The sequence below is a fragment of the Companilactobacillus sp. FL22-1 genome (assembly GCF_043951805.1).
In the GTDB taxonomy this organism is placed as follows: domain Bacteria; phylum Bacillota; class Bacilli; order Lactobacillales; family Lactobacillaceae; genus Companilactobacillus.
Window position 1 is genome coordinate 102,801 of record NZ_JBINJY010000002.1, and the last position, 26,500, is coordinate 129,300.

At 38.2% G+C, this 26,500-nt stretch carries 24 protein-coding genes; 22 read left to right on the forward strand and 2 right to left on the reverse strand.

Annotated elements, in window-relative coordinates; genetic code table 11:
- The first annotated feature begins 4 nt into the window (after nucleotides 1-4).
- The 6 genes from ACG72T_RS02030 (at nucleotide 5) to ACG72T_RS02055 (ending at nucleotide 7,664) form a co-directional block, all read left to right on the forward strand.
- Entirely contained in the window at nucleotides 5-751 is a 747-nt protein-coding gene (locus ACG72T_RS02030; RefSeq protein ID WP_395264306.1) for a Stp1/IreP family PP2C-type Ser/Thr phosphatase, read from the forward strand.
- A complete protein-coding gene (gene pknB / locus ACG72T_RS02035; RefSeq protein ID WP_395264307.1) occupies nucleotides 752-2,710 on the forward strand; it encodes a Stk1 family PASTA domain-containing Ser/Thr kinase in 1,959 nt (652 codons plus the stop codon).
- Nucleotides 2,711-2,713: 3 nt separating this feature from the next.
- Nucleotides 2,714-3,604 carry a ribosome small subunit-dependent GTPase A gene (gene rsgA / locus ACG72T_RS02040; RefSeq protein WP_395264308.1) on the forward strand — a complete coding sequence of 297 codons (891 nt, stop codon included), beginning with the start codon at nucleotides 2,714-2,716 and terminating at the stop codon, nucleotides 3,602-3,604.
- Nucleotides 3,605-3,617: 13 nt separating this feature from the next.
- Entirely contained in the window at nucleotides 3,618-4,292 is a 675-nt protein-coding gene (gene rpe / locus ACG72T_RS02045) for a ribulose-phosphate 3-epimerase (RefSeq protein WP_395264310.1), read from the forward strand.
- Nucleotides 4,289-4,948: a thiamine diphosphokinase gene (locus ACG72T_RS02050; RefSeq protein ID WP_395264311.1), complete on the forward strand. Its 660-nt coding sequence runs from the start codon at nucleotides 4,289-4,291 to the stop codon at nucleotides 4,946-4,948. Before rpe ends, ACG72T_RS02050 begins: the two co-directional genes overlap by 4 nt.
- A 502-nt stretch (nucleotides 4,949-5,450) precedes the next feature.
- Nucleotides 5,451-7,664 carry a hypothetical protein gene (locus ACG72T_RS02055; RefSeq protein WP_395264312.1) on the forward strand — a complete coding sequence of 738 codons (2,214 nt, stop codon included), beginning with the start codon at nucleotides 5,451-5,453 and terminating at the stop codon, nucleotides 7,662-7,664.
- A 79-nt stretch (nucleotides 7,665-7,743) separates the two neighbouring features.
- Here the strand turns inward: ACG72T_RS02055 and ACG72T_RS02060 are convergent, their stop codons facing one another.
- Nucleotides 7,744-8,550: a hypothetical protein gene (locus ACG72T_RS02060; protein WP_395264313.1), complete on the reverse strand. Its 807-nt coding sequence runs from the start codon at nucleotides 8,548-8,550 to the stop codon at nucleotides 7,744-7,746.
- An 82-nt stretch (nucleotides 8,551-8,632) separates the two neighbouring features.
- On the reverse strand, nucleotides 8,633-8,818 hold the full coding sequence (gene rpmB / locus ACG72T_RS02065) for a 50S ribosomal protein L28 (protein WP_010019437.1): 186 nt from the start codon (nucleotides 8,816-8,818) through the stop codon (nucleotides 8,633-8,635).
- Nucleotides 8,819-9,015: 197 nt separating this feature from the next.
- Between rpmB and ACG72T_RS02070 the strand changes: the two genes are divergently transcribed.
- The 16 genes from ACG72T_RS02070 to ACG72T_RS02145 all read left to right on the forward strand — a co-directional run bounded on the left by ACG72T_RS02070 (nucleotide 9,016) and on the right by ACG72T_RS02145 (nucleotide 26,437).
- Complete coding sequence (locus tag ACG72T_RS02070; RefSeq protein ID WP_395264314.1) at nucleotides 9,016-9,384, forward strand: Asp23/Gls24 family envelope stress response protein; 369 nt, start codon at nucleotides 9,016-9,018, stop codon at nucleotides 9,382-9,384.
- A 64-nt stretch (nucleotides 9,385-9,448) separates the two neighbouring features.
- Nucleotides 9,449-11,083 (forward strand): DAK2 domain-containing protein, encoded by a 1,635-nt coding sequence (locus ACG72T_RS02075; protein WP_395264474.1) that lies wholly within the window; start codon nucleotides 9,449-9,451, stop codon nucleotides 11,081-11,083.
- A 96-nt stretch (nucleotides 11,084-11,179) separates the two neighbouring features.
- Nucleotides 11,180-13,213 carry an ATP-dependent DNA helicase RecG gene (gene recG, locus ACG72T_RS02080; RefSeq protein WP_395264315.1) on the forward strand — a complete coding sequence of 678 codons (2,034 nt, stop codon included), beginning with the start codon at nucleotides 11,180-11,182 and terminating at the stop codon, nucleotides 13,211-13,213.
- A 12-nt stretch (nucleotides 13,214-13,225) separates the two neighbouring features.
- Nucleotides 13,226-14,227 carry a phosphate acyltransferase PlsX gene (plsX, locus tag ACG72T_RS02085; RefSeq protein WP_395264316.1) on the forward strand — a complete coding sequence of 334 codons (1,002 nt, stop codon included), beginning with the start codon at nucleotides 13,226-13,228 and terminating at the stop codon, nucleotides 14,225-14,227.
- Nucleotides 14,228-14,237: 10 nt separating this feature from the next.
- Nucleotides 14,238-14,480: an acyl carrier protein gene (gene acpP, locus ACG72T_RS02090; protein ID WP_395264317.1), complete on the forward strand. Its 243-nt coding sequence runs from the start codon at nucleotides 14,238-14,240 to the stop codon at nucleotides 14,478-14,480.
- An 84-nt stretch (nucleotides 14,481-14,564) separates the two neighbouring features.
- Entirely contained in the window at nucleotides 14,565-15,254 is a 690-nt protein-coding gene (rnc, locus tag ACG72T_RS02095) for a ribonuclease III (RefSeq protein ID WP_395264319.1), read from the forward strand.
- A 13-nt stretch (nucleotides 15,255-15,267) separates the two neighbouring features.
- Complete coding sequence (gene smc / locus ACG72T_RS02100; RefSeq protein WP_395264320.1) at nucleotides 15,268-18,813, forward strand: chromosome segregation protein SMC; 3,546 nt, start codon at nucleotides 15,268-15,270, stop codon at nucleotides 18,811-18,813.
- 10 nt (nucleotides 18,814-18,823) lie between these two features.
- Nucleotides 18,824-20,269: a signal recognition particle-docking protein FtsY gene (gene ftsY, locus ACG72T_RS02105; RefSeq protein WP_395264322.1), complete on the forward strand. Its 1,446-nt coding sequence runs from the start codon at nucleotides 18,824-18,826 to the stop codon at nucleotides 20,267-20,269.
- Nucleotides 20,270-20,271: 2 nt separating this feature from the next.
- On the forward strand, nucleotides 20,272-20,613 hold the full coding sequence (gene ylxM, locus ACG72T_RS02110) for a YlxM family DNA-binding protein (protein WP_395264324.1): 342 nt from the start codon (nucleotides 20,272-20,274) through the stop codon (nucleotides 20,611-20,613).
- Nucleotides 20,614-20,622: 9 nt separating this feature from the next.
- On the forward strand, nucleotides 20,623-22,059 hold the full coding sequence (gene ffh, locus ACG72T_RS02115; RefSeq protein ID WP_395264325.1) for a signal recognition particle protein: 1,437 nt from the start codon (nucleotides 20,623-20,625) through the stop codon (nucleotides 22,057-22,059).
- 203 nt (nucleotides 22,060-22,262) lie between these two features.
- Complete coding sequence (locus ACG72T_RS02120; RefSeq protein ID WP_395264326.1) at nucleotides 22,263-23,162, forward strand: N-acetylmuramoyl-L-alanine amidase family protein; 900 nt, start codon at nucleotides 22,263-22,265, stop codon at nucleotides 23,160-23,162.
- An 89-nt stretch (nucleotides 23,163-23,251) separates the two neighbouring features.
- The gene (rpsP, locus tag ACG72T_RS02125) at nucleotides 23,252-23,524 is read left to right on the forward strand and encodes a 30S ribosomal protein S16 (RefSeq protein ID WP_010019451.1); all 273 of its coding nucleotides are present in this window, start codon (nucleotides 23,252-23,254) and stop codon (nucleotides 23,522-23,524) included.
- A gap of 56 nt (nucleotides 23,525-23,580) precedes the next feature.
- The gene (rimM, locus tag ACG72T_RS02130) at nucleotides 23,581-24,096 is read left to right on the forward strand and encodes a ribosome maturation factor RimM (protein WP_395264328.1); all 516 of its coding nucleotides are present in this window, start codon (nucleotides 23,581-23,583) and stop codon (nucleotides 24,094-24,096) included.
- A complete protein-coding gene (gene trmD / locus ACG72T_RS02135; protein ID WP_395264330.1) occupies nucleotides 24,096-24,824 on the forward strand; it encodes a tRNA (guanosine(37)-N1)-methyltransferase TrmD in 729 nt (242 codons plus the stop codon). The genes rimM and trmD overlap by 1 nt, the downstream gene beginning before the upstream one ends.
- 114 nt (nucleotides 24,825-24,938) lie before the next feature.
- Entirely contained in the window at nucleotides 24,939-25,292 is a 354-nt protein-coding gene (rplS, locus tag ACG72T_RS02140) for a 50S ribosomal protein L19 (protein ID WP_395264331.1), read from the forward strand.
- Between the two features lie 161 nt (nucleotides 25,293-25,453).
- Nucleotides 25,454-26,437 carry a Gfo/Idh/MocA family protein gene (locus ACG72T_RS02145; protein WP_395264332.1) on the forward strand — a complete coding sequence of 328 codons (984 nt, stop codon included), beginning with the start codon at nucleotides 25,454-25,456 and terminating at the stop codon, nucleotides 26,435-26,437.
- The last annotated feature ends 63 nt before the right edge of the window (nucleotides 26,438-26,500 follow it).

Consider the following 26,500-nt stretch of genomic DNA (forward strand, 5'->3'; position numbering starts at 1 on the left):
ACTGATGGAATATGCGTTATTAACTGATGTTGGAAAACTCAGAGAAAACAACCAAGATTACGTAAATGTTTTCAAAAATAAAAAAGATATCGTCTTCGGAATCGTCGCTGACGGTATGGGTGGACACCGTGGTGGCGATGTAGCTTCTGATATGGCTGTATCCCATTTAGGACACAACTTTGAAGAATCTGACGTTGATGATATCGATCAATTACGTGAATGGATCATTCGCGAATTGAGTAAGGAAAACGATCGAATCATTTCTGTCTCCAACCAATTTGATGATTTGAATGGAATGGGGACAACCATGGTCGGCGTTTTCTTTATCGGCACCAAGATGATGGTCGTTAACGTTGGCGATTCCCGTTGTTATATTTATACAGACGGTGAGCTGAAGCAATTGAGCGTCGATCATTCATTAGTCCACGAATTGTTAGAAACTGGACAGATCAGTCCTGAAGAGGCTGAAAATCATCCTCAAAAAAATATTATTACGCAGACACTGGGGGTTTCACAGACTGTGCAGCCTCGAGTGAAGGATTTTGACTTAGTCGATCATTCAATAATTTTGTTGTGCACCGACGGTTTAACCAATATGGTGCCTGAAAATGAAATCAAAGACGTTTTGGCTAAAAAAATTGATTTGGAAGCGAAATGTCATGTTCTGATCGACAAGGCGAATGCTGCGGGTGGAAGAGATAATATTACCGCCTTACTCTTTTCTACTGGAAAAGATGGAGGTAATCACTAGATGGAGAAAGGTTACCTAGTAGGCGGTCGTTATGAGATCCTAGGTACGCTTGGCGAAGGCGGAATGGCCAATGTTTATTTGGCCAATGACACGCTTTTGAACCGGAAAGTTGCAGTTAAAGCTTTGCGGTATGATCTTCAAGATGATGAATCGGTTAAAAGGAGATTTGGGCGTGAAGCCAAGGCAACTAGTGGTCTGTCGAATCCGAATATTGTTAATGTTTTAGACGTTGGAAATGATAATGGTGTCCAGTTCATCGTCATCGAATACGTCGATGGTCCAAATTTGAAAAAATATATCAGAACTCACTTTCCAATTCCTTACCGTGAGGTAGTCGATATTATGAAACAGATCTGTATGGCTGTTTCTGACGCTCACGAACATGGAATTATTCATCGTGATTTGAAGCCAGAAAATATTTTGGTCGATGAAAAGAAAGATCCGATTCAAGTGAAGGTATCTGACTTTGGAATTGCTTTAGCATTGAGTGAACGTTCAATTACGAGAACTAACTCACTATTAGGTTCAGTTCATTACATGTCGCCAGAACAGATCAAAGGACGTTCAGCTACAGTCTTATCAGATATTTATGCTTTAGGGATAATTCTATTTGAATTGTTGACGAAACATGTTCCATTTACTGGTGATACAGCCGTTACCGTGGCATTAAAGCATTCTAAAGAAGAAATGCCTGATTTGAAAAAGATTGATCCCGATATTCCACAACCGTTGGAAAATGTTGTTTTAAAGGCAACCGCCAAGGACCCTGATCAACGTTATCAGTCAGTCAGAGAAATGCGGGATGATCTTAATACTTGTTTGATGCCGGAGCGGGCCAAAGAGCCCAAGTTTATTCCAACGCCGATTGATAACTTGGAAGAGACTCGGGTGATGGAGCCGCTTGATTCAAAAAGTGAAAAATCAGCAACACCAGAAAAAAATTCCAAACGAATGTCGAAGAAACAAAGACGGATCTTATTGCTATCGATCTTGCCGATAGTTTTGTTGTTATTCATAATTGCTATGGTCATCAAGAGCAATCAGGAGACGACGGTTCCTGATCTGTACAATTTGACGTTGAAACAAGCCAACGTGATGTTAAAGAGTTCTAATTTGACCGAAGGCGATATTTCTAAGGAAAATAACGATGATGTGGAAGCAGGGCATGTGATCAAGTCAATTCCAACTAAAGGATTGAAGTTGAAGAATGGTGCTAAGGTCAATTTGGTTATCAGCTTAGGTGCGACTTACTATAAGATGCCAAAACTGATTGGTAAGCAATACGAAGATGTGTCTGATAATTTGAAGAAGCGCGGCTTCAATGTCAAAGTTAAATACAAGGCTACAAACGCTTATCAATCCGGTACGATTTTGGATCAAAGTATTCCTAGTGGCAAAAAAGTTGTCACCAAGAATAAGGCTTTGACTTTAACAGTCGCTAAAGTTAAAACCGTCAAACCAAAGATGGTCAAAGTTCGAGATTTAACTGGCTATAATCTAAAGAGTATTCAAGATTATGCTTCAGAAGCTGGTTTGACCTTAGAGACAAATTACCAGTATTCTGATGATATTGCAGAAGGCATTTTGATTAGTCAAGATCCTGCTGCCAATAGTACAATTAGTCAAGGTGGTACCTTATCAGTTGTCATTTCTAAAGGAGCTGACCCTGACAAGTCAAGTAGCACTAGTGATGATTCAAGCAATAACAGTAACAGTAGTACGTCAGGAACCAAAACAGTTACTAAAGATATAACGATTCCGTACGACAGCAGTGGCAATAATAATGTCACGATATATATTTCAGATGCCACACATAGTATTACCAATGCTTACCGGACAATGACTATAACTAACGATACTCCGGTGACATTGAGTTTTAATTTAAAAGACGGACAGACCGGAGCTTATATAGTTGAACGTGATAATAAGACTGTGTTAGGCGGTTCGGTCAATGGGTGATGTATGGGACGAATAGGTAGAATTATTAAGTCGATCAGTGGCTTCTACGACGTTTTAGATGATGAGAGCGAACAGCTGATTAGAACACGGGCACGAGGAAACTTTCGTAAGCGCAAGATCAAACCGCTAGTTGGTGACAAAGTTAAATATGACGACACTGGTGACCTAGGGTATATTTTGGAAATTTTACCTCGAGAGAACAGTCTAGTGCGGCCGCCAATCAGTAACATTGATCAAGCTATCGTAGTGACTTCAGCTGCGGAGCCAAACTTTTCGAGTAATCTTTTGGATAAGATTTTACTTAATATTGAGCATAATGAAATCGAACCTTTGATCTTTTTGACAAAAGCTGATCTTTTGAATTCTGAAAAGTACCAAGCTTTAAAAGAAATCTTGGCAGGTTATCACCGAGCTGGCTATCAGGTTTTTGATGATCAAGATAGCTATAATGATCATCAAGTTAAGGCTCTTGAAAGTACCTTCAAAGACAAAGTCACGGTTTTTACTGGTCAATCTGGTGCCGGAAAGTCAACCTTGCTGAATCATATTGATACCGAATTGGGATTAGCAACAGCTGAGATCTCTCAAACGTTGAATCGTGGGAAACATACTACTCGGCAAGTGTCGCTCTTTAACATTGCTTTGGGGTTGGTTGCTGATACGCCGGGATTCTCATCGCTTGATTTGTTGGAGATCACTCCTGAAGAATTGCCTAATTTATTTCCTGAGTTTGTGAAATACAGTGTCAATTGTCAATTTCGTGGTTGTCGTCATATTAATGAGCCCAACTGTGCTGTCAAAGAAGCGTTAGCAGAAGGTGAGATAATGAAGAGTCGTTATGACAATTATCTTTACTTTTTGAATGAAATAAATTCTTATAAAAAAAGATATTGAGGAGCTGATTTAAATGACTGTAAAAATTGCACCATCAATTTTATCTGCAGATATTATGAACTTAGAAAGAGATGTTAAAGCCGCTGAAGCCGCCGGTGCTGACGTTTTTCATATTGATATGATGGACGGTAATTTTGTTCCCAATATGTCCTTTAGTCCTGCCGTGGTTGAAGGGATGCACCGAGTTACTGATAAACCACTTGATATTCATATGATGATGGATAATCCTGACTTCTATGTGAAACCAGTGATCGAGGCTGGAGCTAGCACTGTTTTGATTCACGCTGAGAGTACTCGTCATATTTATCGGTCAATCGAATTAGTCAAAAGTTGTGGAGCAAAGGCTGGAGTAGTCATCAATCCGGGCACGCCTCTAGAAACTGTCAAAGAATTGTTTCCTATCATTGACCGTATCTTAGTTATGACTGTCAATCCTGGCTTTGGTGGTCAAGCCTTTATTCCTGGAATGACAAAGAAGATTCAACGTTTGGATCAATTGAGACAAACTGCTGCGGATGATAATTTTGACATTGAAGTCGACGGTGGAATCAATCCTGATACGATTGCACAATGTGCTAAAGCAGGTGCAGACATTTTTGTCGCCGGATCTTATCTGTTTAATGGTCAAACCGGCTTAAAAGACCGTATTGATGGCTTACGTTCAACTGCTTTGGATGCTAAACAATGAAACGGGTAAATGTCTTACTAGGTGGTCCGGTTAGCGAATATCCTAAAGAATTGAGCCAAAGCATCAAGGCCATTCCTGGACCTTGGGTTGGTGCTGACCGAGGCAGTTTCTACTTACTCGAACACGGAGTTGTACCAGATATTGCTGTTGGAGACTTTGACTCGATTGATCAGGCCGAACAACGTCAACTGAGGAAGAATGTTCCCGTGTTTGAAAAATTTCCTCCAGAAAAAGACGATACAGATTCCGAGCTTTGTTTATTAACCGCTAAGGAACATTTTGATGCACAGGAGTATTATGTTTATGGCGCAACTGGAGGTAGGATTGATCACTTTTTAGTTAACCTCTTCTTGCCATTTGATCCAAGATTTTTTAGTTTTTATGATAAGCTATATTTCAAGTCTGCAACGAATACTATTAGATTTTTTAAACCTGGTAGTTATAACGTTTTTCACGAAAATGGAATGAAATATATTGCATTTGTTAATTTAAGTCCAGTGACGCATTTGAATCTCTATGATGCAAAGTATCAATTGCATGATTTCAATGCAGATCATCCCATTAGTTGGGCCAGTAATGAGTTCGTAACTGATTCAATAAACTTTAGTTTTGAGAGCGGCGTAGTTGCCGTAATTCAAAGTTGTGATAAAAAATAAGTCGCATTATCTCAACAAGTCGTTAATTGACGATTTGATAGATAATGTGGCTTATTTTTTTTGTACAATTTATTTTAATCAACTTTTTTAAATAAATATCGAAAATATTATTTGAAATAAACCCTCCATAAACGTTGTTGCAATAAGGAAAATTCAAATCATATAAAAATATTTTAGTAAATGTGAATACAATCACTATATAAATATAAGATAATCAGAGTGAAGAAATCGCTTACAGAGCCTAGGAACAGTATTTCTATCAATTTAAGGAGGATATTCCATGGATCAACAATTGATACTACGGATTCAAAATACCGAAATAATTTTGAGATAGAAACAACGATGAAGACGAGAAATATTCAATAAAAATCATGAAAGATACAAAAGGATAGCAAATCATCTTCAGTTAAAAATCAGCGGTTAAATAGATAACGAATAAAAAATCTTGCTTTGACCAGATATCCTTTAGGAACTTCTTTCGATTAAACAGGAGGAAGCTAAGATGATCATACGTAAAAAGCTACAAAAATTTATAGTTTTAATTACTGCTTTGAGTCTTTTTACAGTATCATGGTCTTCAATATCGCCACAAGTTGTTCAAGCTGGATTAAATAACAATCAGATCAAAACCACAGCAACTGACAGTACCAACGGTCCCAAATCCGAGGAAGCTAAAAAGGTTGTTATGGCCAGTCAACAAAAGGCCGAAGAAGATCAAAATTTTGTTCCAGATTTATCGTCGCCCTTTAAACAAGCTAACCAGTCTCAATCGGAATCACCAGAGTTATTAGATAGTTTGAATTCCCCATTGGTTATTACACCAAGATCGAATTTAGCAACTGGAGATTTAGATTCCACTGGGACATATTATTTGCAAGCAAATGTTTCTTATTTAGTTAGAAGTTATTACAATGATACAAATGCGGCAAATAGTACATATATTACTGTCTATAAAGCAGATGGTTCAATTGCCACTCAGGATCTTGTCAGTTTTACACTCTACGAAAATACTGATAAGAACTCGACTAAATATACGGTAGCGGCTGGTGGTAAAAGTAAAACGAATAAGATGGGTGACAAACTTTCTGATGTTAACAATGCTACTAAATCTGGGCTCATCTTCGTTAATACATATAAGCCCGTTGGAATAGGTGGGGGATCGATTCCTGAGGCTATTTACCCTTCCGGTAACTCGTGGTACCCAGTTATGGTATCAGCCACGGTTAAAACTGACCAAGGAACGAATGCAAATCCATATTTGACTGTTTATCAGGCAGATATTAAGGGAACCGTAGGTTCATCCGTTCAGCTTTTCCCAGGTTCTAAAGTTAAAATGTGGTTGAATGATGATATAGCCACAAGAGTATTAGCGGATAATATAAATTATGCTAGAAATGAATTGAAAAATAAAAACATTGCTTCATTGGATGGAAACGTCAAGATAACGTGGAATGTTTGGACAAAAAATGGCAATAAAGGTATATTCCTTAAGACTAGAGAATCAAACTTAATTGATTACACTACTGATCTTAACCAAACAGTTGATCTTTCAAAGATGGATCAGAAATCCTTGAAGTTTGAGCATAATTTCTTTGTAGAAGGCTATTTACAGGATAATTATGTTTTTGTGGATATCGAATTGGGTTATATGACCAAAAAGCCGATTTTGGGTTCAAGCAAACATGCCACATATCGGACTCGAATCGGTAGTTACTATATTAGACCTAGTATAGTTGAACCTATAAAAGCTCCTGTCGTCTCTATGAATAACACTGTTAATAATATGACTGATCCAGGTAAAGATGAAATTGATGCAGAGGGAAACGTCTATACAATTAACCACACCAGTGAAGGTGATATGGTTAAATACAGCAGTAATCTGCGAGTAAATTACGAAGAAGGAGATTCATTAGGCCAGGTACAAGATGGTAAATATGAAGTTTCGATTCCCAAAGGTATGAGTATTACGAACGCCTATTTAGAAGGGGTCTCATCAAATGTTTCAGGTGGCGAGTTCATTGATCCTGAATATATCAATATCACTGATGATCCAAATGATGCTACTAAACAAATTTTAACAATCAGTAATATTCTTTTGAAGGAAAGCACTAGTGTCAGTACTTCTCAAAATGACTTTAAGTTGACTTTTGATGGCAAGATTCCAGAAGGCATGGATAAATCGCATTCATTTACTCCGACCTTTGATGGAATAGGATTTTATGATTCAGCTTGGGAACCAGTGTATGTCGACAAAGCGACCGGTAAACAGAACAATATAAATTTTGATGATGAGGTTGACGAAGGCGAAATAACTATTCATCCGCAAGATATCTCATACGGTACAATGCATCCCTTTGTCGATCAAGATTTATTGAAGGGGCGTGAGACTCCCGATGCCGCACAAGATATTTTGGATGTGAAAGATTCTCGGGCTAACAAGCAGTCAGTTACCATTTCCCTGCAAGCTGCTCCACTAAGTAACAAAGAAATTGGAGATTTTCCTGGAAATTTGGTCTTCATAGACAATTCGGGTGTCAGCCACAGTTTGGAAAACGACAATATTGTCAATATTTTTAAATCAAATGACGGAGAAGAAGTCATGCCAATAAATTGGGTAAAAGACAAAGGATTGTTATTGAGTATTAAGAAGAATAAGAATATTCCTGCTGGAACGTATGAAACTACACTTAATTGGTGTGTGACAAACTCATTGTAAAAAAATAGATAAAATAATCCCGCTATTAATGACTAAAAATCATTTATAGCGGGATTTTATTGTTCAAATTAGTATACAGCTATTTCCTAAATAAATGGTTTTTAGGGATGCGACCACTGACGTGGACTTTGGAAGCAGCGTCGAATTTAAAAATTATATCATCAACTTTAGGGGAGGTATCTTTGACGGTCAGTTGACTTTCAAAGATATTAATCTGAGGCTTCGGAGTCGTAAATTGGAGCTTTATTCCCGTCAAGCTTGAATAACTTTTTAAGGCGATATTCATTCTTGACCCAGAGTCGATAATCAAATCACTAAAATAGGTTTGTGAGTGATGGCGTAGACTTAGCAATTGCTTAATGGTTGCATGTTTTAAATAGGCCTGAGAATTTTTTTGAAATAGCCAGTCAATCATCGTATTCTCAGCATAAAATTGACTATTCTCTAAAGAAAGGCCGACAGCACGCGTTTTTGTGCTCGTCTTAATCTGAGAATCTGTTAAAGAAATCCCAGAGTTTTGACAATAAACAGCGTCCCAATTGTCAAGAGAATCTCGATGAATTGTGATTGCTTGACCATATAATCTAGCCTGATCATAAATTGCCACAGCATTGTCAGCTAGGTTGCTGAAGTGGATAGTTAAGTTTTTTAACAGAACCACAGCCTGATTACCGATATTTAAATTACAATTTAAAACAACTTCTTCTTTATTTTGTCCTAAACCAGTGATGTTAATGTTTTGATTAATATTAAAGTATTGGAGGTCAGCTTTTTTGAAATAATTTCCAGGCATTAGTTGTAAGGTGTCACCAGGCTTTGCTGCTTGAAAAGCTGCGATGAACTCGGTTTCCTTGTGACTTGATCGTCCAACGATGAATGTACTCATTATTTCCTCCATTTCTTTTTAGTTGTAAAATAAAAGAGACTAACATATAATTGTTAGTCTCTTTTAGATAATTAAGTGATAATTATACACGAGTAACTTTTCCTGATTTCAAAGCTCTAGCTGAAACCCAAACACGTTTAGGCTTACCGTCAACCATAATACGAACTTTTTGCAAGTTTGGCTTCCAAGAACGTTTTGATTGGTTAAGAGCGTGTGAACGTTTGTTACCGAACACTGTTTTACGGCCTGTAATAATATCTTTTGCCATGGGACCGACCTCCTTTGGCTACATGTTTTTTCTTTAAAATATCACCTGACTAATTTACCATAACTAAGAATTGAAATCAATAGAGTATTTCGGGATAAATCTGCTTTAATGTTGTTTAATTCTTTAATTACAAATGTTGCTATGATAGAATTTTATTGTTTATGATAGATTCGGTCCATGAATAGGAGGATCCAGAGATGGCAGTTACAATTAAAACAAAACATGGTGAAATTGATGTTTCAACCAATACTGTTGCCACAATCGTTGGTGGTGCTGCATCTGATATCTACGGAATCGTAGGTATGGCAAGCAAGAACCAATTTCGTGACGGTATGAATACAATTTTGAACCGTGAAGACTTTTCTAGAGGTATAGTTATTCATCAAGAAGATGGTAAACTGGCTGTTGATGTCTACATAATCGTCGGATATGGAATCAAGATTTCCGAAGTGGCAAAAAATTTAAAAGAAAAAGTAAAATATAACCTAGAAACAATGCTTGGAACGCCAGCTGGCACTGTTAATGTCTATGTTCAAGGCATCAAAGTCTTGGACGACGTCGAATAGGTAAAGCTGGTTGGAGGGGAAACTTTTGAGCAAAGAACTAATTACCAAAAAAGAATTTTCGGATATGGTGCGAGTTGCTTCGCATCGTCTTGAAAAGAATGCTAAGTTTGTTAACTCATTGAATGTCTTTCCGGTCCCAGATGGCGATACCGGAACTAATATGAGTTTGACGATTCAGAGCGGTTTTAAAGCTGTTAATGAATCTGAGAGTGATCATGTTGGAACATTAGGAAAAGCACTCGCTAAGGGCCTCTTAATGGGTGCCCGTGGTAATTCAGGTGTTATTACTTCACAAATCTTTCGTGGCTTTTCAAAGAGTATCGAAGATAAGGATACTTTGACGGCACTAGATTTGGCTAAGGCATTCGATGATGGTGTAAAAACGGCTTATAAGGCAGTAATGAAACCAGTTGAAGGGACCATCCTTACGGTTGCAAGGTTTGGTGCAGAAGCTGGTATGAAACAAGTCCAAAGTACTGACGACATTGCAGAAGTTATGAAAGCAGTCGTTTCTGGTGCTAAGGTTGGGCTTGAAAAGACGCCATCACTTTTGCCAGTTTTAAAAGAGGTCGGCGTTGTTGACTCTGGTGGTCAAGGCTTGGTCTTTATCTATGAAGGCTTTTTGGAAGGCTTGACTGGTCAAAGCGGCGATGAGGAGTATATCCCTGACGAACGTGATATGACAGAAATGGTCAACGCTTCACATCATCAATCAGTCCAAGGCCAATTCAATACCGATGATATTAAGAATGGTTACTGTACAGAAATGATGGTTGAACTAGGTAAGAACCCAACTACTGACGAGAAGTTCGATAACGAAAAATTACGCAGTTATTTGGATGGTCTAGGCGATTCCCTAATTTGCGTAGCTGACGATGAAGTGGTCAAAGTTCATGTTCATACTAATTATCCATACAAGGTATGGGCTGCAGGACGTAAGTATGGGGCTTTGGTTAAGATCAAGATCGATAACATGAGACTTCAGCACGAAACAATTGTTGATGAAAATCAACCAACTGAACAACCAGCTGCTCAAGAACCAATCGATTATGCAGTGATTGCAGTTTCTTCTGGTCAAGGACTCAGTGATCTATTCAAGAGTTTGGGCGTAACTCATGTTATCAGTGGTGGTCAGACTATGAATCCATCTACTAACGACATTGTTGATGCTATCAATCAATCTAATGCCAAACGAGCTTTGGTCTTGCCAAATAATGGCAATATTATTATGGCTGCAAAGCAGGCAGTTGATTTAGTCGATATTCCAGTTGCAATTGTTGGTTCAAAGACGATTTCTCAAGGAATGACAGCCATGCTTTCGTTCAACCCTGAAGCAGAATTAGAAGAAAATGAAGCAAACATGGAAGATTCACTTGATACGGTCAAGAGTGGTCAAGTTACTCAAGCAATCCGCAATACCGAAATTGACGGATTGAAGATCGTCAAGGGTCACTACATGGGAATTGTCGATGGTAAAATCGTGGTCGATAACGAAGATATCATTGCTACTACCGAACAAATGCTTGATGAGATGATCGATGAAGATAGCGAAGTGATCACGATCCTTGTTGGAGCTGATGGTAATGATGATGATGCACACAAGATTGCTGATTATCTAGACGATAAATATGCTGACTTAGAGACAGAAATTCATCAAGGGGATCAACCGGTTTATCCATACTTGATCTCAGTTGAATAAATAAATTAATTCAAGGAGGCAGTGATGAAACTTTTCGTTTTGTCATGGCCTCTTTAACTTTTCAGATATTTTTTAGAAAAAGGAGAGTGATTTTTGATGGATCTACGGAAAGTTTCTTTGGCACAGTTGCCAGGTGTTGGGCCCAAAAAATTACAAGCGTTACAGTCATTAAATATTAATAATGTTTATGACTTGCTGTTTTACTTTCCTTTTCGCTATGAAGATATGCAAGCTAAGTCAATTGATGAGGCGCTTGATCAAGAAAAAATCCTCTTAAAAGGTGTTGTCGCTAGTGAGCCAGTAGTCGCCCGATTTGGCTATAAGAAGAATCGTTTGAATGTTAGGATCTTAGTCGATAGTGAGTCGATCATGGTGACTTTTTTCAATCAGCCTTGGTTGAAGGATAAGTTTGAGACTGGACAAGATGTGGCGGTTTATGGAAAATGGAACGAGAATCGGCGTTCTTTGACGGGGATGAAGGTAATCGGCGTGAACGATAATTCTGTGGACTCAGTTTATTCAGCCAATAAACACATTCATCAGAAAACGCTGATTAATTTGATTAAGGTTGCTTTTGAGCAATATCATGATCAAATCGAAACGATTATTCCGCTATATTTGCGAACCAAATATAAGCTTTTGGATGATGAAAAAATCGTTGCAGGAATGCATTTTCCCCAATCTCAAGAACAAAGTGACCAGGCGAGACGCAGTGCAAAATTTCGCGAGTTCTTCTTGTTTCAATGCGGTTTACAGAGTATTAAGCGTCACGACGATCAGACAAATGTGGGAATCAGCGAACAATACGATCAAAAATTCATTGATCAGTTCATTTCTAATTTGCCGTTTGAATTGACTAAAGCTCAAAACCGAGTGGTCAAAGAAATTTTGGAAGATATGTCTTCCAGCCATCATATGAACCGATTGTTGCAAGGTGATGTGGGTTCTGGTAAAACTATTGTGTCAGTAATTGCCATGTTGGCCGCTGTCACAGCAGGTTATCAGACCGCTATAATGGCACCAACAGAAATCTTGGCTCAACAACATTTTGATAAAATTAGTCGGTTATTGGTGCCATTGAAAATTAAAACAGCATTGTTAACAGGTTCTTTGACCAAAAAAGAACATGATTTTATTGCGGATGATATTAAAAAAGGCAAGACCAATGTAATAGTAGGTACGCATGCCTTGATCCAGGAGAGTGTAAACTTTAAAAATTTGGGCTTGATCGTGATTGATGAGCAGCATCGGTTCGGAGTCAACCAAAGAAAGGCGTTGCGCCAAAAGGGGCAAAATCCTGATGTTTTAGCAATGACAGCCACGCCAATTCCCAGAACTTTGGCTATTACTACGTATGGGGATATGGATGTTTCGAGAATTGACCAATTGCCTGCGGGACGTAAAAAAATCGAGACCTACTGGATTCGGAGTCAAAAAATCGAACAGATGTATCAATTCGTGCAAAAAGAATTGGCCACTGGCGCACAGGTCTATGTCGTCACGCCATTAATTTCCGAATCAGAGTCGATGGATTTAAAAAATGCTGAATTGATTTATGATAAATTCAATGAGTTATTTGGTCAGAAGTATCAGATTGGGATTCTGCATGGACAAATGCCAAATGATCAAAAAGAATCGGTAATGAATGACTTTTCGAATAAAAAGATCGATGTCTTAGTTTCAACTACTGTGATTGAGGTTGGAGTTGATGTACCTAATGCCACAGTAATGGTAATATACGATGCCAACCGTTTTGGGCTGTCACAATTGCATCAGTTACGTGGTCGTGTGGGACGTGGAGATAAACAATCTTATTGTATTTTAATTGCAGATCCCAAGAATGAATCGGCTGCCGAAAGAATGAAGATTTTGACTTCAACTAATGATGGCTTTGTTCTGGCGGAAGAAGATCTGAAAATGCGTGGTGCCGGAGACTTGTTAGGAAATCGACAATCAGGCTTGCCTGAATTTAAGGTCGGTAATCCTATCAATGATTTTAATATTCTAGAGATTGCTCAAGAAGAAGCCAGTCATCTATTTGAAGATGAGCAGTTGATCAATAGTCAAGAAACTTTGAATCTAAAGAAGTTTATTGATAATGAATATGAACAATTAAATAATTTTGATTAGTGAGGGAACGAAATGAAAATTGCTGTAGATGCTATGGGTGGCGACAATGCACCTCAAGTTATCGTCGAAGGGATCGAACAAGCTCGTGATGAGTGGAAGGATCTAGAATTCGTCTTGTATGGAAAAGAAGATAGTATCCGTAAGTTTCTCAAAAATGACGAGCGTATTACGATCGTTAACACTGATGAACAGATTCTAGGAACGGATGAACCAGTTAAGGCGATTCGCTCTAAGAAGAAAGCTTCGATGGTTTTGGCTGCCAAATCAGTTAAAGATGGTGAAAATGACGCTCTGTTCTCATTAGGCAATACTGGAGCTTTGTTAGCAGCGGGAATTTTTATCGTAGGTCGGATCAAGCAAGTTTCACGTCCAGCTTTAATGCCTACCTTGCCAGTAACTAATTCAACTTTAGGCGTCAATATGTTAGATGTTGGTGCTAATGCCGAAGCTAAAGCTAGTTACTTACAACAATGGGCTGTTATGGGATCGATCTATACTCATGATGTGAAAAAAATTGCTGAACCGCGTGTGGCACTTTTGAATAATGGCTCTGAATACGATAAAGGTGACACTTTGCACAAAGAGGCTTATCAGTTGTTGAAAAAAACTGAGGGGATCAACTTTATCGGGAACGTGGAATCTGGCGATATTTTAGCTGGTGTGGCTGATGTGATCGTCACTGATGGTTTCACTGGTAATGCGGCTTTGAAGGCGACTGAAGGTACGGCCACAATTTTGTTACATCAACTAAAAGATGCCTTGCTAAATAACGGTATCTTTACTAAAATGGGTGCAGCTATCGTTGCGCCATCTTTGAAGGGTCTTAGAAAAATGTTTGACACTTCTCAAGCTGGCGGAGCTGTTTTATTGGGCTTGAAGTCACCAGTGATCAAAGCCCATGGTGCCGCTGATAGTAAGACGGTCTATTATACCGTTAAACAAATTTATGATATGTTATCTAACGATACAATTAATAAAGCCAACAAGTATTTTGAGAAAATGAGTGAAGAATAAGGAGAACTCCATGACAGAACAAGAAGTTTTTGAAAAAATCGTCGCATTGATTGCTGATAAATTTGAGGTTGATGCATCTACTATTACTAAAGAAACATCCTTTACAAAGGATCTAGACGCAGACTCGATTGACCTTGTTGAATTTGTCCTAGAACTTGAAGATGAATTTGGTTCAGAGATTCCAGATGACGATGCAGAAAAAATCACAACTGTTGGTGAAGCGGTAAATTATATTTCATCACATCAAAAATAAGGCCACCAGGTCTTTTTTTTTTATCCAGCCAATTTTTAACATAAAAGTTTAGTATAATTAGTATTATTGGAAAGGGGATTAGCTATGTTAGATCCAAAATTCTTAGAATTTCTAGATAAAAGTTATGGAATTAAATTTAACGACAAACATTTAGTTGAACGAGCAATGACTCATTCTTCTTTTGATAATGAACATAAAGAGCTGGGAATTGGGGACTATGAACGTTTGGAGTTTTTAGGCGATGCAGTCCTAGAAATCAATATTTCTCGTTACCTCTTTGAAAAATATCCTAATTTACCTGAAGGTAAATTGACACGCTTAAGGTCTGATATTGTTCGGACTGATAGTTTTGCTCGTTTTGCCAAGGAAATTCAAATCGACAAGTATTTGTTGATCGGTAAAGGTGAAGAAAAGCAAGGTGCCCGTCAAAGACATACGCTGTTAGAAGATATCTTTGAAGCCTTTAATGGTGCACTATACCTCGATCAAGGCAATCAAGTGGTCAATGACTTTTTAAAGAAGATCGTTTATCCACATATTGATTCTGGTGAATTTTCAGAAGATACTGATTTTAAGACTCACTTACAAGAAAAGTTACAAGAGTCTGGTGAAGTTGAGATTGATTACAAAGTGATCGATGAAGAAGGTCCCGACCATGATAAGAAGTTTAAGGTAGAATTGATCGCCGACGGTAAAATTCTGTCCAAAGGTTTGGGATACAGTAAGAAGCATGCTGAACAAATGGCAGCTAAGAGAGCGTTAGAAGAATTATAGGAGTTTTGAGTTTATGCCATTAAAATCATTAACGATCAATGGGTTTAAATCTTTTGCTGATAAAACAAAAATTGATTTCACCAGTGGAATTACTGGAATTGTTGGACCCAACGGGAGTGGAAAATCGAATATTACAGAAGCCATTCGTTGGGTAATGGGTGAACAATCAGCCAAGAGTTTACGCGGAGACAAGATGGTCGATGTGATTTTTGCTGGTAGTGCCACGCGTGCACAGATGAATCGGGCTGAAGTAGTCTTAGAGTTTGATAATCATAATCACGAACTAAAATCGTCGCAAGATGACATCATTATTTGTCGACGTTTATTTCGCAATGGTGATACTGAATTTTTAATCAATAATAAGCAATGCCGGTTGCGAGACATTACTGAACTATTTATGGATTCAGGAATGGGCAAGCAATCATTCTCGATTATTTCCCAAGGACGAGTTGAGGAAATTTTCAATAGTAAACCAGTCGAACGTCGCAGCATCATCGAAGAATCAGCCGGGGTAGCTTTATTTAAGCAAAAGAAGCAACAAGCTGAGACGAAAATGACTGAAACGACTGACAATTTGCATCGGGTGTCAGATATTGTCTCTGAACTATCTAAACAAGTTGAGCCACTGAAAAAGCAAGCCAGTATTGCCCGGGACTATAAAGCACAAAAAGCCCAGTATGACAGTATTTACCAAAAAATCTTGACGATAGAGATCAAGAATTTATCGGCGCAAAAGCATCAAATCGAGAAAAATTTGCGGGAAGTTAAACTTAGCTTACAAAATATTTCTCAACAAGTTAAACAAGCTAATCAACAAGTTGAAGCTAATAATCAAAAAGTTCACGAATTAACGAGTCAGATCGATGATACACAAACTAAGTTAACTGAGTCGACAAAGACTTTGGAAATTTATAACGGTAAAGTGGCAGTGGCTGATGAACGTAACGGCTTCAATACGTCAAACAAACAGTCGCTCAATTTGCAATTAGAAAATCTGCAAGCGAGTCAAACTAAAAATCGTTCAAAACTAGTGGAATCGAATCAAAAGTTGGACGAATGTAAGCAACAGATCAAGCAATATGAAGATCAACTAAATGAGATTCAGCAATTAAAACAGAAAACACCAGCCGATTTACAACAAAATATTAATGATTTACGAAATGATTATGTTAATTACTTGCAAGATCAGGTTTCTAACAATAATGAGCAGAAGTTTTCACAACGCCAATTGGAGCGAATTGATAATACGATCAAGGAACAACAATCCCAATTGACACAAGTTACGGCAAATTTGAATGATTCTAATCAAGACAATGATTCCATTGAGCAACAGATCAAAAAGCTGGTCGATGACAATCAATCTCTGATTCACCGTAGTCAAGAATTGACACAACTGGTCGATCAAATTACAGAAAATGGTAAAAAAGAGAATAATAATTACCTAAAAGTGCTAGAGAGCTTACAAGAAATTAAGGCTCGCAAACGTGTTTTGGAAAATATGGAACAAGAGCATGCTGGATTTTTTGAAGGTGCTAAGAATGTTTTGAATAATAAGCAGCAGATTTCAGGAATCATTGGTGCCGTAGCAGAATTGATTACAGTCCCTAAAGAATATCAATTAGCTATTGAGACGGTTGTCAGCAACCAATTGCAGTCGATTGTTACTGAAGATGAAACGTCCGCTAAACAAGCTATTGGTTATTTGCGTCAAAGCCGGGGCGGTCGAGCAACTTTCTTACCTTTGAGCGTTATTCAGCCACGGAATATTTATGCTAATGATTTGAACAAAGCGCAAGCAATCGTCGGTTTTGTTGGAGTCGCTAGTGATTTAGTCCAATATGATTCTAAAGTTGAAAGTATCGTCAAGAATATCTTAGGAAATCTGTTGATTGCTAAAGATATCAATGTGGCAACGCAAATATCAGCAGCCGTTAATCGCAAATACCGAGTAGTTACTTTAGATGGTAACGTGGTTAATGCGGGTGGTTCTTTGACTGGTGGTCAGCAACGTCGAGTCAACTCTAGTTTGTTGACCAGAAAAGATGAATTGCAAACTTTGAGTAGTGAATTGTCGAAGCAAGAATTGTTGCTGGATCAAAAACAAACGACGGTTCAGGATCTACGTAATCAATTGACCAAAGTAAATGCTGAAAAGAAAGTTGTCGATGAGAAGCTTTCCCAATTCAATCAAGCTAAGAGTCAATTGGAGAACCAAATCTCGACTTCTCAAAATGAAGCCAAGCATTTCAGTGAACGCTTAGATGTTATCAAGTATAATTTATCTAAGAACCAAACTGAGCAAAAGGAACTTCAAACTAATTTAACTGCTCAAAAAGCTGCGGCCGAGAAAATTAGTCAAAGTATTGAGCAGACGCAGGCTCAAATTGATCAAAAGCAAAAACTTTTAACCGATTTTGATGCCGAATTGCAATCAATTACTAAGCGTGAGCAGGACTTGCAGACGCAATTGGCTGTGGTTAAGAGTAATCATGCCAATCAAGCTAGTCAAAATCAGGACCTAAAAGCTTTAGTGGATTCAGAAACTAAGCAAATTGAAAACATCAAAGAACAATTGCAGACGCTTGATTCCGAGAAGAGTCAATTAGACTTGAACAGTTCGGAAGTTAAGCAAAAAATCGTTCAATTGCAACAAGATATTACCAGTTTGCAAAAACAAGTTTCCGACTTGAAAGCTGAGCGTGAGCAACAACAGAGTTTGGCTACTGAATTAAATTCCAAAGCCCAACGGAATTTTGACCTACAAAAGAGTGCCTCAGATGAGCAAGAAACTTTGGCCATCAAAAATACTAAGCTGTCCAACCAGATTGATAGCCGTTTGGATATTCTCTCGAAAGATTATCAATTGACATATGAAGCTTCATTGTTAGCTCTGAAACAAGCAGACTACGATCCTGACGAACTTCAAAAGGAAGCTCGTTTGCTAAAAATGGGTATTGAAGAATTGGGTACGGTCAACTTGTCAGCAATTGAAGAGTACGATAAGGTCAAAGATCGTTATGAATTTCTCACGCAACAACAAAATGACCTGCTTCAAGCACGAACTCAGTTACTTGATACGATGACGGAGATGGACAAAGAAGTTACAACTCGTTTCAAGAAAACTTTTGATGAGGTTGCAGCAGCCTTTGAAGAGATTTTTCCAGAAATGTTTGCTGGTGGTCGAGCTAAGTTAGTCTTGACGGAACCAGATAATCTTTTGGAAACAGGGATTGAAATTATCGCCCAGCCACCAGGGAAGAAATTCCAGCACTTGAGCTTATTATCAGGTGGCGAAAAAGCCTTAACCGCCATCACCTTGTTATTTGCAATAATCAAAGTAAAACCTGTACCATTCTGTATTCTTGATGAGGTCGAAGCTTCACTTGATGACGCAAATGTTTATCGTTTTGCAAATTACTTAAATGAATATGATGACAATACTGAATTTATCGTTATCACGCACCGTAAGGGAACGATGATGAATGTCAATCGCTTGTATGGTGTGACGATGGAAGAGTCTGGGGTATCTCGGATGCTATCAGTTGAAGTCAAAGAATAGGAGTTAACTTATGGGATTATTTGACCGTATTAAAAAAGCTTTCTCAGGTAATGATGATTCAAAAGAGGAACCAAAGAAAACAACTCCTGAAGAAGGACAAAAAGAAGCTACGGAATCAGACCAAGAGGCTGTTGAAGAGAAGTCAACTGAAGCTCAAACATCAACCGAAACTTCAGAGCCAACTGAAGAAACTGACCAACAAGCTGAACCAGAAGTTACTGATAGTAATCAATCAGTAGCTGATACTACAGAAGAATCAGCCGTTGAGACGGATACAACAGAACCAGCAAAAGACTTGGCTCATGAAGAAAAAGCGACTGATGATAAAGAAACCGTTGCACCCTCAAATACGGCAACTACTGAAAAATCTGCCGAACCTGAAGTACAAAAGAGTCAAACAACTGAGACAAAAACGATTGAACCTGATGCTACTGCAGAGGCTTCTCAGCCAGCAAATGAAGAAGCACCAGAGGTTTCAGAAGAAGTTGAAACTGATGAACCCAAAGATGATGTGAAAGAATACGACGAAGGCCTCAAAAAAAGTCGTAATTCTTTCAGTTCACGTTTAAATCATTTTTTGGCTAATTTTAGAAGTGTCGATGAGGATTTCTTTGATGATTTGGAAGAATTGTTGATTGAGTCTGATGTTGGTTACGAAACAGCTCTTAGAATTTCTGACGAATTGCGTGAGGAAGTTAAGTTAGAGAATGCCAAGAAGAAATCTGATGTTTCAAAAGTTATTGTCCAGAAGTTAGTTGATATGTACGGTGAAGAAGGTAAAGACGAAGATAATGCCTTGAAATTCAGTAGCGACAACACGCCAACAATTTTTCTCTTTGTCGGTGTCAATGGTGCTGGTAAGACTACAACTATCGGTAAACTAGCTCATCGTTATGAACAAGCTGGTAAAAAGGTCCTATTAGCCGCTGGCGATACCTTTAGAGCGGGCGCCATCGAACAACTGCAAGAGTGGGGTAAACGTGATGGTGTGGCTGTTCAAGCTAGTAAAGCTCATACCGATCCAGCTTCGGTAGTTTATGATGCTGTTCAAAGAGCCATCAATGAAGACTTCGATATCTTACTAGTTGATACTGCTGGTCGTTTGCAAAATAAAGAAGGTTTGATGCGGGAGTTGGAAAAGATTAAACGTGTTATTACCCGTGAATTGCCAGATGCACCGCAAGAAGTATTGTTAGTACTCGACGGTTCGACTGGTCAAAATGCCTTGAGTCAAGCTAAACAATTTAATGAAACAACCGATGTCTCTGGAATTGTTTTGACAAAACTTGATGGTAGCTCGCAAGGTGGGGTCGTCTTGGCTATCCGTAATGAATTACATATTCCGGTCAAATTGGTTGGTCTAGGTGAACAAATGGATGACTTACGGGACTTTGATCCAGAGAAGTTTGTCTATGGGCTCTTCAAGGAATTGATCGTAGGAGAATCCAATAAATAAAGATGGATATCGATGAAACGACCCGAGTAAACTTGCTCTATAATTTTTATCATTCGTTGTTGACTAAAAAGCAGAGTCGCTATTTAGATTTGTACTATGTCGAAGATTTTTCTTTGAGTGAAATTGCCGAGCAACTACAAGTTTCTCGCCAAGCGGTTTTAGATAACTTGCATCGTTCAGTCAATTTGTTAGAATCATTTGAGAAAGAACTTGGCTTGATTGAGAAGACCAAAGAAATCGATGACATTTCCGAACAGCTCGATCAGTTAGTTCAGAAAAAGTATGCCAATGATAAGGAATTATTAGGATTAGTAAGAAGAATTTCTAAAATAAATGAAATGTAGGAGTAGAGTATGGCTTTTGAAGGATTAAGCGAACGTTTAAACAAAGTTTTCTCTTCACTGAGAGGTAAGGGTAAACTTTCCGATGAAGATATTCGTAAAGTAATGCGTGAAGTAAGAATGGCCTTACTAGAAGCGGATGTTAACTTCGACGTAGTTAAGAAATTCGTCAAGTCGGTGAGAGAACGTGCATTAGGCGCTGAAGTAATGGAAAGTTTGACGCCTTCGCAACAAGTTGTCAAAATCGTTGATGAAGAATTAACTAAGATCATGGGACAAGAAGCAGTTCCATTGAATAAGTCCAAGCATATTCCAACGATTATTATGATGGTTGGTTTGCAAGGTGCTGGTAAAACTACGACAGCCGGAAAATTAGCTAACCGACTCAAGAATACTGAAAAGGCACGTCCACTCTTCATTGCTGGAGACGTTTATCGTCCTGCTGCGATTGAACAATTGAAGACGATTGGACAACAGCTTGACGTACCAGTTTATGATGAAGGAACAGATCATGATCCAGTTGATATTGTTAAAAATGGTCTAAAAGTTGCTGAAGAGAATAAAAATGATTATGTCATTATTGATACCGCTGGACGATTAGAAATTGACGAGCAGTTGATGGACGAGTTGCAAAGGATCAAGGAATTAGCCCATCCTGATGAAATCCTCTTTGTCGCTGACTCAATGACGGGTCAAGTTGCAGCTAAAGTTGCTCATGGATTTGACGAACAACTAGATATTACCGGTGTTGTTTTGACTAAGTTGGATGGTGATACCCGTGGTGGTGCTGCCCTTTCAATTCGTGATGTTACTGGTAAACCTATCAAGTTTATCGGTCAAGGTGAAAAACTCGATCAGTTAGATGTCTTCCATCCAGACCGAATGGCTAACCGTATCCTCGGAATGGGTGATATGTTAACTCTGATCGAAAAAGCACAGACTGATTACGATGAAAAACAAGCCCAAGAAGTAGCTGAAAAAATTCGTGAAAATAGTTTTGACTTCAATGATTTTATCGACCAAATGGATCAAGTACAAAAGATGGGTCCTTTGGATGAAATTATGAAGATGATTCCAGGCATGGCCAATAATCCACAATTAGCTAATATCAATATTAGTGAAAAAGATATTGCTCATTTGAAGGCAATCGTTTATTCTATGACGCCGGCTGAACGAGAAGATCCTGATCTGTTGAATCCTTCTCGGCGTCGTCGGATTGCGGCTGGTTCTGGACAAAGCGTTCAAAACGTCAACCGAATGATCAAACAGTTCAAACAATCCCGTGATATGATGAATAAGATGAGTAAAGGTAATATGGCGGGAATGGAACAATTGATGGGCAATGGTGTTCAAGGTCGTCTAGGTAAGATGGCTATGAAATCAATGGTTCGTCGCAATAAGAAGAATAAGAAAAAACGTCTCAAGAAAATCAAACGTTTTAAATCATAATTACTTTTTTAACTCAATAGTCCAGTGAAGTTACCACTTATCGAGGGTTCTTCACTGGACTTTTTGTATGGAGAAATGTTTGTTTTTCAATGAAATTCATCATTCTTGAGGGATAAAAATTATGTAACGGAATTGAAACGATAATCGGGAATTATTGCGTTATACTATAAAATGTAAGTTATAGGAAATAGGGGACTTAAATAATGCAAAAAAAATCAATTATTTTTGGAATAATGCTTTTTTGTTTAGGGATGATTAGTTTAATCTTTACAGGTCAAGAAGTTTCGGCTTCTGCAATCAATGATTATATTGTCAGCAATAAAATCGAGCCAGTTTCGGTGACCTATCGTGAAGGAACCTTTAATAATTGGTATGGTTATGAAAATGGTGTCGGTAAGCCCGAAGGGGTAGTGGTGCATGATACTGCTGTCGATGGAGACTCAGCCCATGCTGAAGAACAATCTTTCAATAATCATTGGCAACAATATCAAGCTTATGTTCACGCTTTTGTCGATGCCGGCAATATTATCCAGATCCACAACACAGACTATATGGTTTGGGGAGCCGGACCAATTGCTAATTCGAAATTTATTCAAGTTGAATTGTGTCATTCTTCTTCAAAAGATGCCTTTGCTAGATCAGTTGCTAACGATGCTTACTACATTGCCTCAAAATTGATTCAGTATCATCTAGCTGATATTCCTGGTAAGACGGTTTTGTCGCACAAACAAACTGCCCAGATGTGGCATCAAACTAATCATGTTGACCCAGATGAATACTTTGTACGCTTTGGTTACGACATGAATCAATTCAATGATTTGATCAGTCTGTATTACAATAATTTGCAAGCTTATCATTCAGTTTACGGTAACACCACTAATAATGCTGGCGTTTCAGCTCGTGGTGTCATTACCGTTGATAACAAGAATGGTAATTTCGTTCCGCTAGTAGCTTTTGATGCAAATGGCAAGACCAGAGTCATTGAAAACCGTGGTTTGGCTAATAATACTCCCTGGTACACAGACCAAGTGAAGAATTATGCTGGCGTAGATTACTGTCGAGTTGCAACGAACGAATGGGTTGCTAAGAACTACGTTGTTTAAAAAAATAAGAACTGTAAAGAAAAAAACTTTACAGCTCTTATTTTTTTGTGTATACTAACAAAGTTAAGTATTTAGGAGGAAACAAACATATGTCAGTTAAGATCAGAATGAAACGCATGGGTTCAAAATTACGCCCATTTTATAGATTAGTAGTTGCAGATTCACGTTCACCACGTGATGGCCGCTTTATCGAACAAGTTGGTTACTACAACCCAATCTCACAACCAGAAGAAATTAAGTTAGATGACGACAAGATCGTTGAATGGTTAAACAAAGGTGCACAACCTTCAGATACTGTTCGTCACTTGTTGAAACAACACGGAATTATGCAAAAGTTCCACGAAAGCAAATTCACAAAATAGTAATTTTTGATGGGACCAGACATTGTCATGGTCCTATTTTAATACACGGAGGAAAAATGGCTGAAGAATTATATCGAGTTGGTACGATCGTCAATACCCATGGTATCAAAGGCGAGTTGCGAGTTATTCCTATTACCGATTTCCCAGAAGACCGTTTCAAAGCCGGTGCAAAACTTTATTTGAAGAGTCAGGGTCAAACTTTGGAATTTACTGTCGAGTCATCGCGACCTCATAAGAGTTTTATCTTAGTCAAATTGAAGGGCTACGATAATATTAATGATGTTGAAAAATATGTTAAATCAGAGTTATTTGCGGACGGTGAAGAGGTTCCTACTCTCAATGAAGGCGAATTTCTTTACAAGCAAATCATTGGTTTGACGGTGATTGACAAAGATTTAGGTGAAGTCGGTAAGATTACTGAAATTATCGAGCTAGGTTCAAATGATGTTTGGGTAGTTAAAGGGCCTAAATATAAAGAGATTTTATTGCCATACATTGATGATGTAATCAAAGATGTTGATCTTGATGCAGGCATTGTCAAAGTGGAAATACCAGATGGGTTGATAGACTAATGGATATTACAATTTTAAGTATTTTTCCAAAAATGTTTCAAGCTTTAGATGAATCGTTGATCGGCAAAGCTCAAGCTAAAGAATTAGTTAATATTGACGTGGTCGATTTTCGTGACTTTACTACGAATAAACAAAATCATGTTGACGATGCACCTTATGGTGGCGGGGCAGGGATGTTGTTGCAGGCCCAGCCGATCTATGATGCCATGGATTACGTCGAAAAGAAAAAACCAGGTAAGAAACGCGTCATCTTGTTAGATCCAGCAGGAAAGACTTTTAACACGAAGATGGCTCAAGACTTTGCTAAAGAAGAGCAATTAGTTTTTATCTGTGGTCATTATGAAGGTTTTGATGAGCGGGTCAAGGATTTAGTTACTGATGAAGTTTCGATTGGCGACTATATTTTGACTGGTGGCGAATTACCCACAATGAGCATGATCGATGCCACTTTACGTTTTGTGCCGGGCGTATTAGGCAATTCATTTTCAGCGGAAGAAGAATCGTTTTCTAATAATCTTTTGGAATATCCGCAATATTCACGTCCAGCAGACTTTAGGGGCAAAAAGGTTCCCGAAGTGTTAACCAGTGGGGATCATGAAAAAATTCGTCTCTGGCGGCTAACGAAAGCCTTGAAGAAGACGTTAGAACGTCGGCCTGATTTATTAGAACATGCGCAGCTGACTGAAGAAGAACAACAGCTGTTGCGTAAAATTCGTCAAAATAACTAGTTTACAAGTAGCTTTAAATAAAGTATCATATTAAGAGTGTTTGAACACACATATTAACGATATTCCGCTGTGTATCAATGGATATATAAGAGTGTCGGTAGGGAGAAATTATTTATGAATAAATTGATTCAAGATATTACAAAAGAACAATTACGTTCTGACATTCCTGACTTCCGTAGTGGTGACACTGTTCGTGTCCATGCTAAGGTTGTTGAAGGTAGCCGCGAACGTATCCAATTATTCGAAGGTGTCGTTATTAAGAAGCATGGTACTGGTATCAGTGCTACTTATACTGTTCGTAAGATGAGTAACGGTGTTGGTGTTGAAAGAACATTCCCGCTAAACACACCTCGTGTAGAACAAATTGAAGTTATCAGACATGGTCGTGTACGTCGTAGCAAGCTTTACTACTTACGTGCTCGTACAGGTAAGGCTGCTCGTATTAAAGAACGTCGTCGTGACATCTAATTAATACTTGAGCTTTAAAAACCGTTTTCTCAAATTTGAGAAGACGGTTTTTTCTTAGGAATTTTTTTAATTTCAATTACCATTTAGTATATTTGCCCCTAAAAGATTTCTGAAGGTGTTTTAATGGATTAAAAATTAAAACAACGAGGAGCACTCTACGAATGAAATTAGCAATTATTGGGTCAGGGAACATCGTGCATGATTTTTTGACCATCACTAAGGACTTGCCTGATACCGAATTAACTGCATTGATAGGGACGCAAAGAAGTTTGGACGTGTTGCATCAATTGAAGCTTAAATATCACATTGGCGCAATTTACACCGATTTTGATACAGCTTTAGCAGATGGAGGGTTCGATACAGTCTATATTGCGGTACCGAATTTTTTACACTTCAGTTTTGCTAAAAAAGCTTTGGAACATGGCAAGAATGTCATCGTTGAAAAGCCCTTTACGGTAAAATTGTCAGAGTTTGAAATTCTCAAGCAAATCGCCCAAGATAAGCAGTTATTTTTGTTAGAGGCGATCACCAATCAATATTTGCAAAATTATCTTGATTTAAAGCAGAAATTACCACAGATCGGTGATATGAAATTGATTGAAAGCAATTATTCGCAGTATTCCACTCGTTACGACGATTTTTTAGCGGGACAGATCTTACCGGCGTTTGATGCTAAAAAAGGTGGCGGCGCACTGTTAGACTTAAATATCTATAATATCCATTTCATTGTCGGTTTATTAGGGCGTCCTAAACAAGTCAAATATCTGCCCAATATTGCTCGAGGTGTTGATACTTCTGGGATTCTTTTGATGGACTACGACAATTGTAAGGCAGTTGCTATTGGTGCGAAAGATTCTGTCGTCCCTAAGCGTCAAACTAGCCTTCAAGGAAGTCTAGGGTCGATTATTGTCAACGGTCCCACTAATCGATTAGAGTCATTTGATATTTACGACAATCAAAAACAATTAGTTGAACATGTCGATAATAAAGTTTATCCTCATCGAATGTATCAAGAATTCGTTGCTTTTGAAAAAATCATCCGTGAGCAAGATTTTCTTCAAGTAAGACAACGCCTACAACAGAGTGAAAGCGTCATGTTTGTGGTGGAGGAAGCTTTGAAGTCAGTGAATTTGAATCTTGATTAAAAAAATCCCAGTCAGTTAACTAGTTAGTTAACAACTGGAATTTCTTTAGTTAGGAATTGGGAA

Coding starts and splice junctions, on each gene's coding strand:
- rsgA (WP_395264308.1), top strand. CDS start 2,714: ATGGGACGAATAGGTAGAATTATTAAGTCGATCAGTGGCTTCTACGAC.
- ACG72T_RS02030 (WP_395264306.1), top strand. CDS start 5: ATGGAATATGCGTTATTAACTGATGTTGGAAAACTCAGAGAAAACAAC.
- ACG72T_RS02120 (WP_395264326.1), top strand. CDS start 22,263: ATGCAAAAAAAATCAATTATTTTTGGAATAATGCTTTTTTGTTTAGGG.
- rpe (WP_395264310.1), top strand. CDS start 3,618: ATGACTGTAAAAATTGCACCATCAATTTTATCTGCAGATATTATGAAC.
- ACG72T_RS02145 (WP_395264332.1), top strand. CDS start 25,454: ATGAAATTAGCAATTATTGGGTCAGGGAACATCGTGCATGATTTTTTG.
- pknB (WP_395264307.1), top strand. CDS start 752: ATGGAGAAAGGTTACCTAGTAGGCGGTCGTTATGAGATCCTAGGTACG.
- rnc (WP_395264319.1), top strand. CDS start 14,565: ATGTTAGATCCAAAATTCTTAGAATTTCTAGATAAAAGTTATGGAATT.
- recG (WP_395264315.1), top strand. CDS start 11,180: ATGGATCTACGGAAAGTTTCTTTGGCACAGTTGCCAGGTGTTGGGCCC.
- plsX (WP_395264316.1), top strand. CDS start 13,226: ATGAAAATTGCTGTAGATGCTATGGGTGGCGACAATGCACCTCAAGTT.
- ftsY (WP_395264322.1), top strand. CDS start 18,824: ATGGGATTATTTGACCGTATTAAAAAAGCTTTCTCAGGTAATGATGAT.
- ACG72T_RS02070 (WP_395264314.1), top strand. CDS start 9,016: ATGGCAGTTACAATTAAAACAAAACATGGTGAAATTGATGTTTCAACC.
- smc (WP_395264320.1), top strand. CDS start 15,268: ATGCCATTAAAATCATTAACGATCAATGGGTTTAAATCTTTTGCTGAT.
- ffh (WP_395264325.1), top strand. CDS start 20,623: ATGGCTTTTGAAGGATTAAGCGAACGTTTAAACAAAGTTTTCTCTTCA.
- rimM (WP_395264328.1), top strand. CDS start 23,581: ATGGCTGAAGAATTATATCGAGTTGGTACGATCGTCAATACCCATGGT.
- trmD (WP_395264330.1), top strand. CDS start 24,096: ATGGATATTACAATTTTAAGTATTTTTCCAAAAATGTTTCAAGCTTTA.
- ylxM (WP_395264324.1), top strand. CDS start 20,272: ATGGATATCGATGAAACGACCCGAGTAAACTTGCTCTATAATTTTTAT.
- rpmB (WP_010019437.1), bottom strand. CDS start 8,818: ATGGCAAAAGATATTATTACAGGCCGTAAAACAGTGTTCGGTAACAAA.
- rplS (WP_395264331.1), top strand. CDS start 24,939: ATGAATAAATTGATTCAAGATATTACAAAAGAACAATTACGTTCTGAC.
- ACG72T_RS02060 (WP_395264313.1), bottom strand. CDS start 8,550: ATGAGTACATTCATCGTTGGACGATCAAGTCACAAGGAAACCGAGTTC.
- ACG72T_RS02050 (WP_395264311.1), top strand. CDS start 4,289: ATGAAACGGGTAAATGTCTTACTAGGTGGTCCGGTTAGCGAATATCCT.
- acpP (WP_395264317.1), top strand. CDS start 14,238: ATGACAGAACAAGAAGTTTTTGAAAAAATCGTCGCATTGATTGCTGAT.
- ACG72T_RS02075 (WP_395264474.1), top strand. CDS start 9,449: ATGGTGCGAGTTGCTTCGCATCGTCTTGAAAAGAATGCTAAGTTTGTT.
- ACG72T_RS02055 (WP_395264312.1), top strand. CDS start 5,451: ATGATCATACGTAAAAAGCTACAAAAATTTATAGTTTTAATTACTGCT.
- rpsP (WP_010019451.1), top strand. CDS start 23,252: ATGTCAGTTAAGATCAGAATGAAACGCATGGGTTCAAAATTACGCCCA.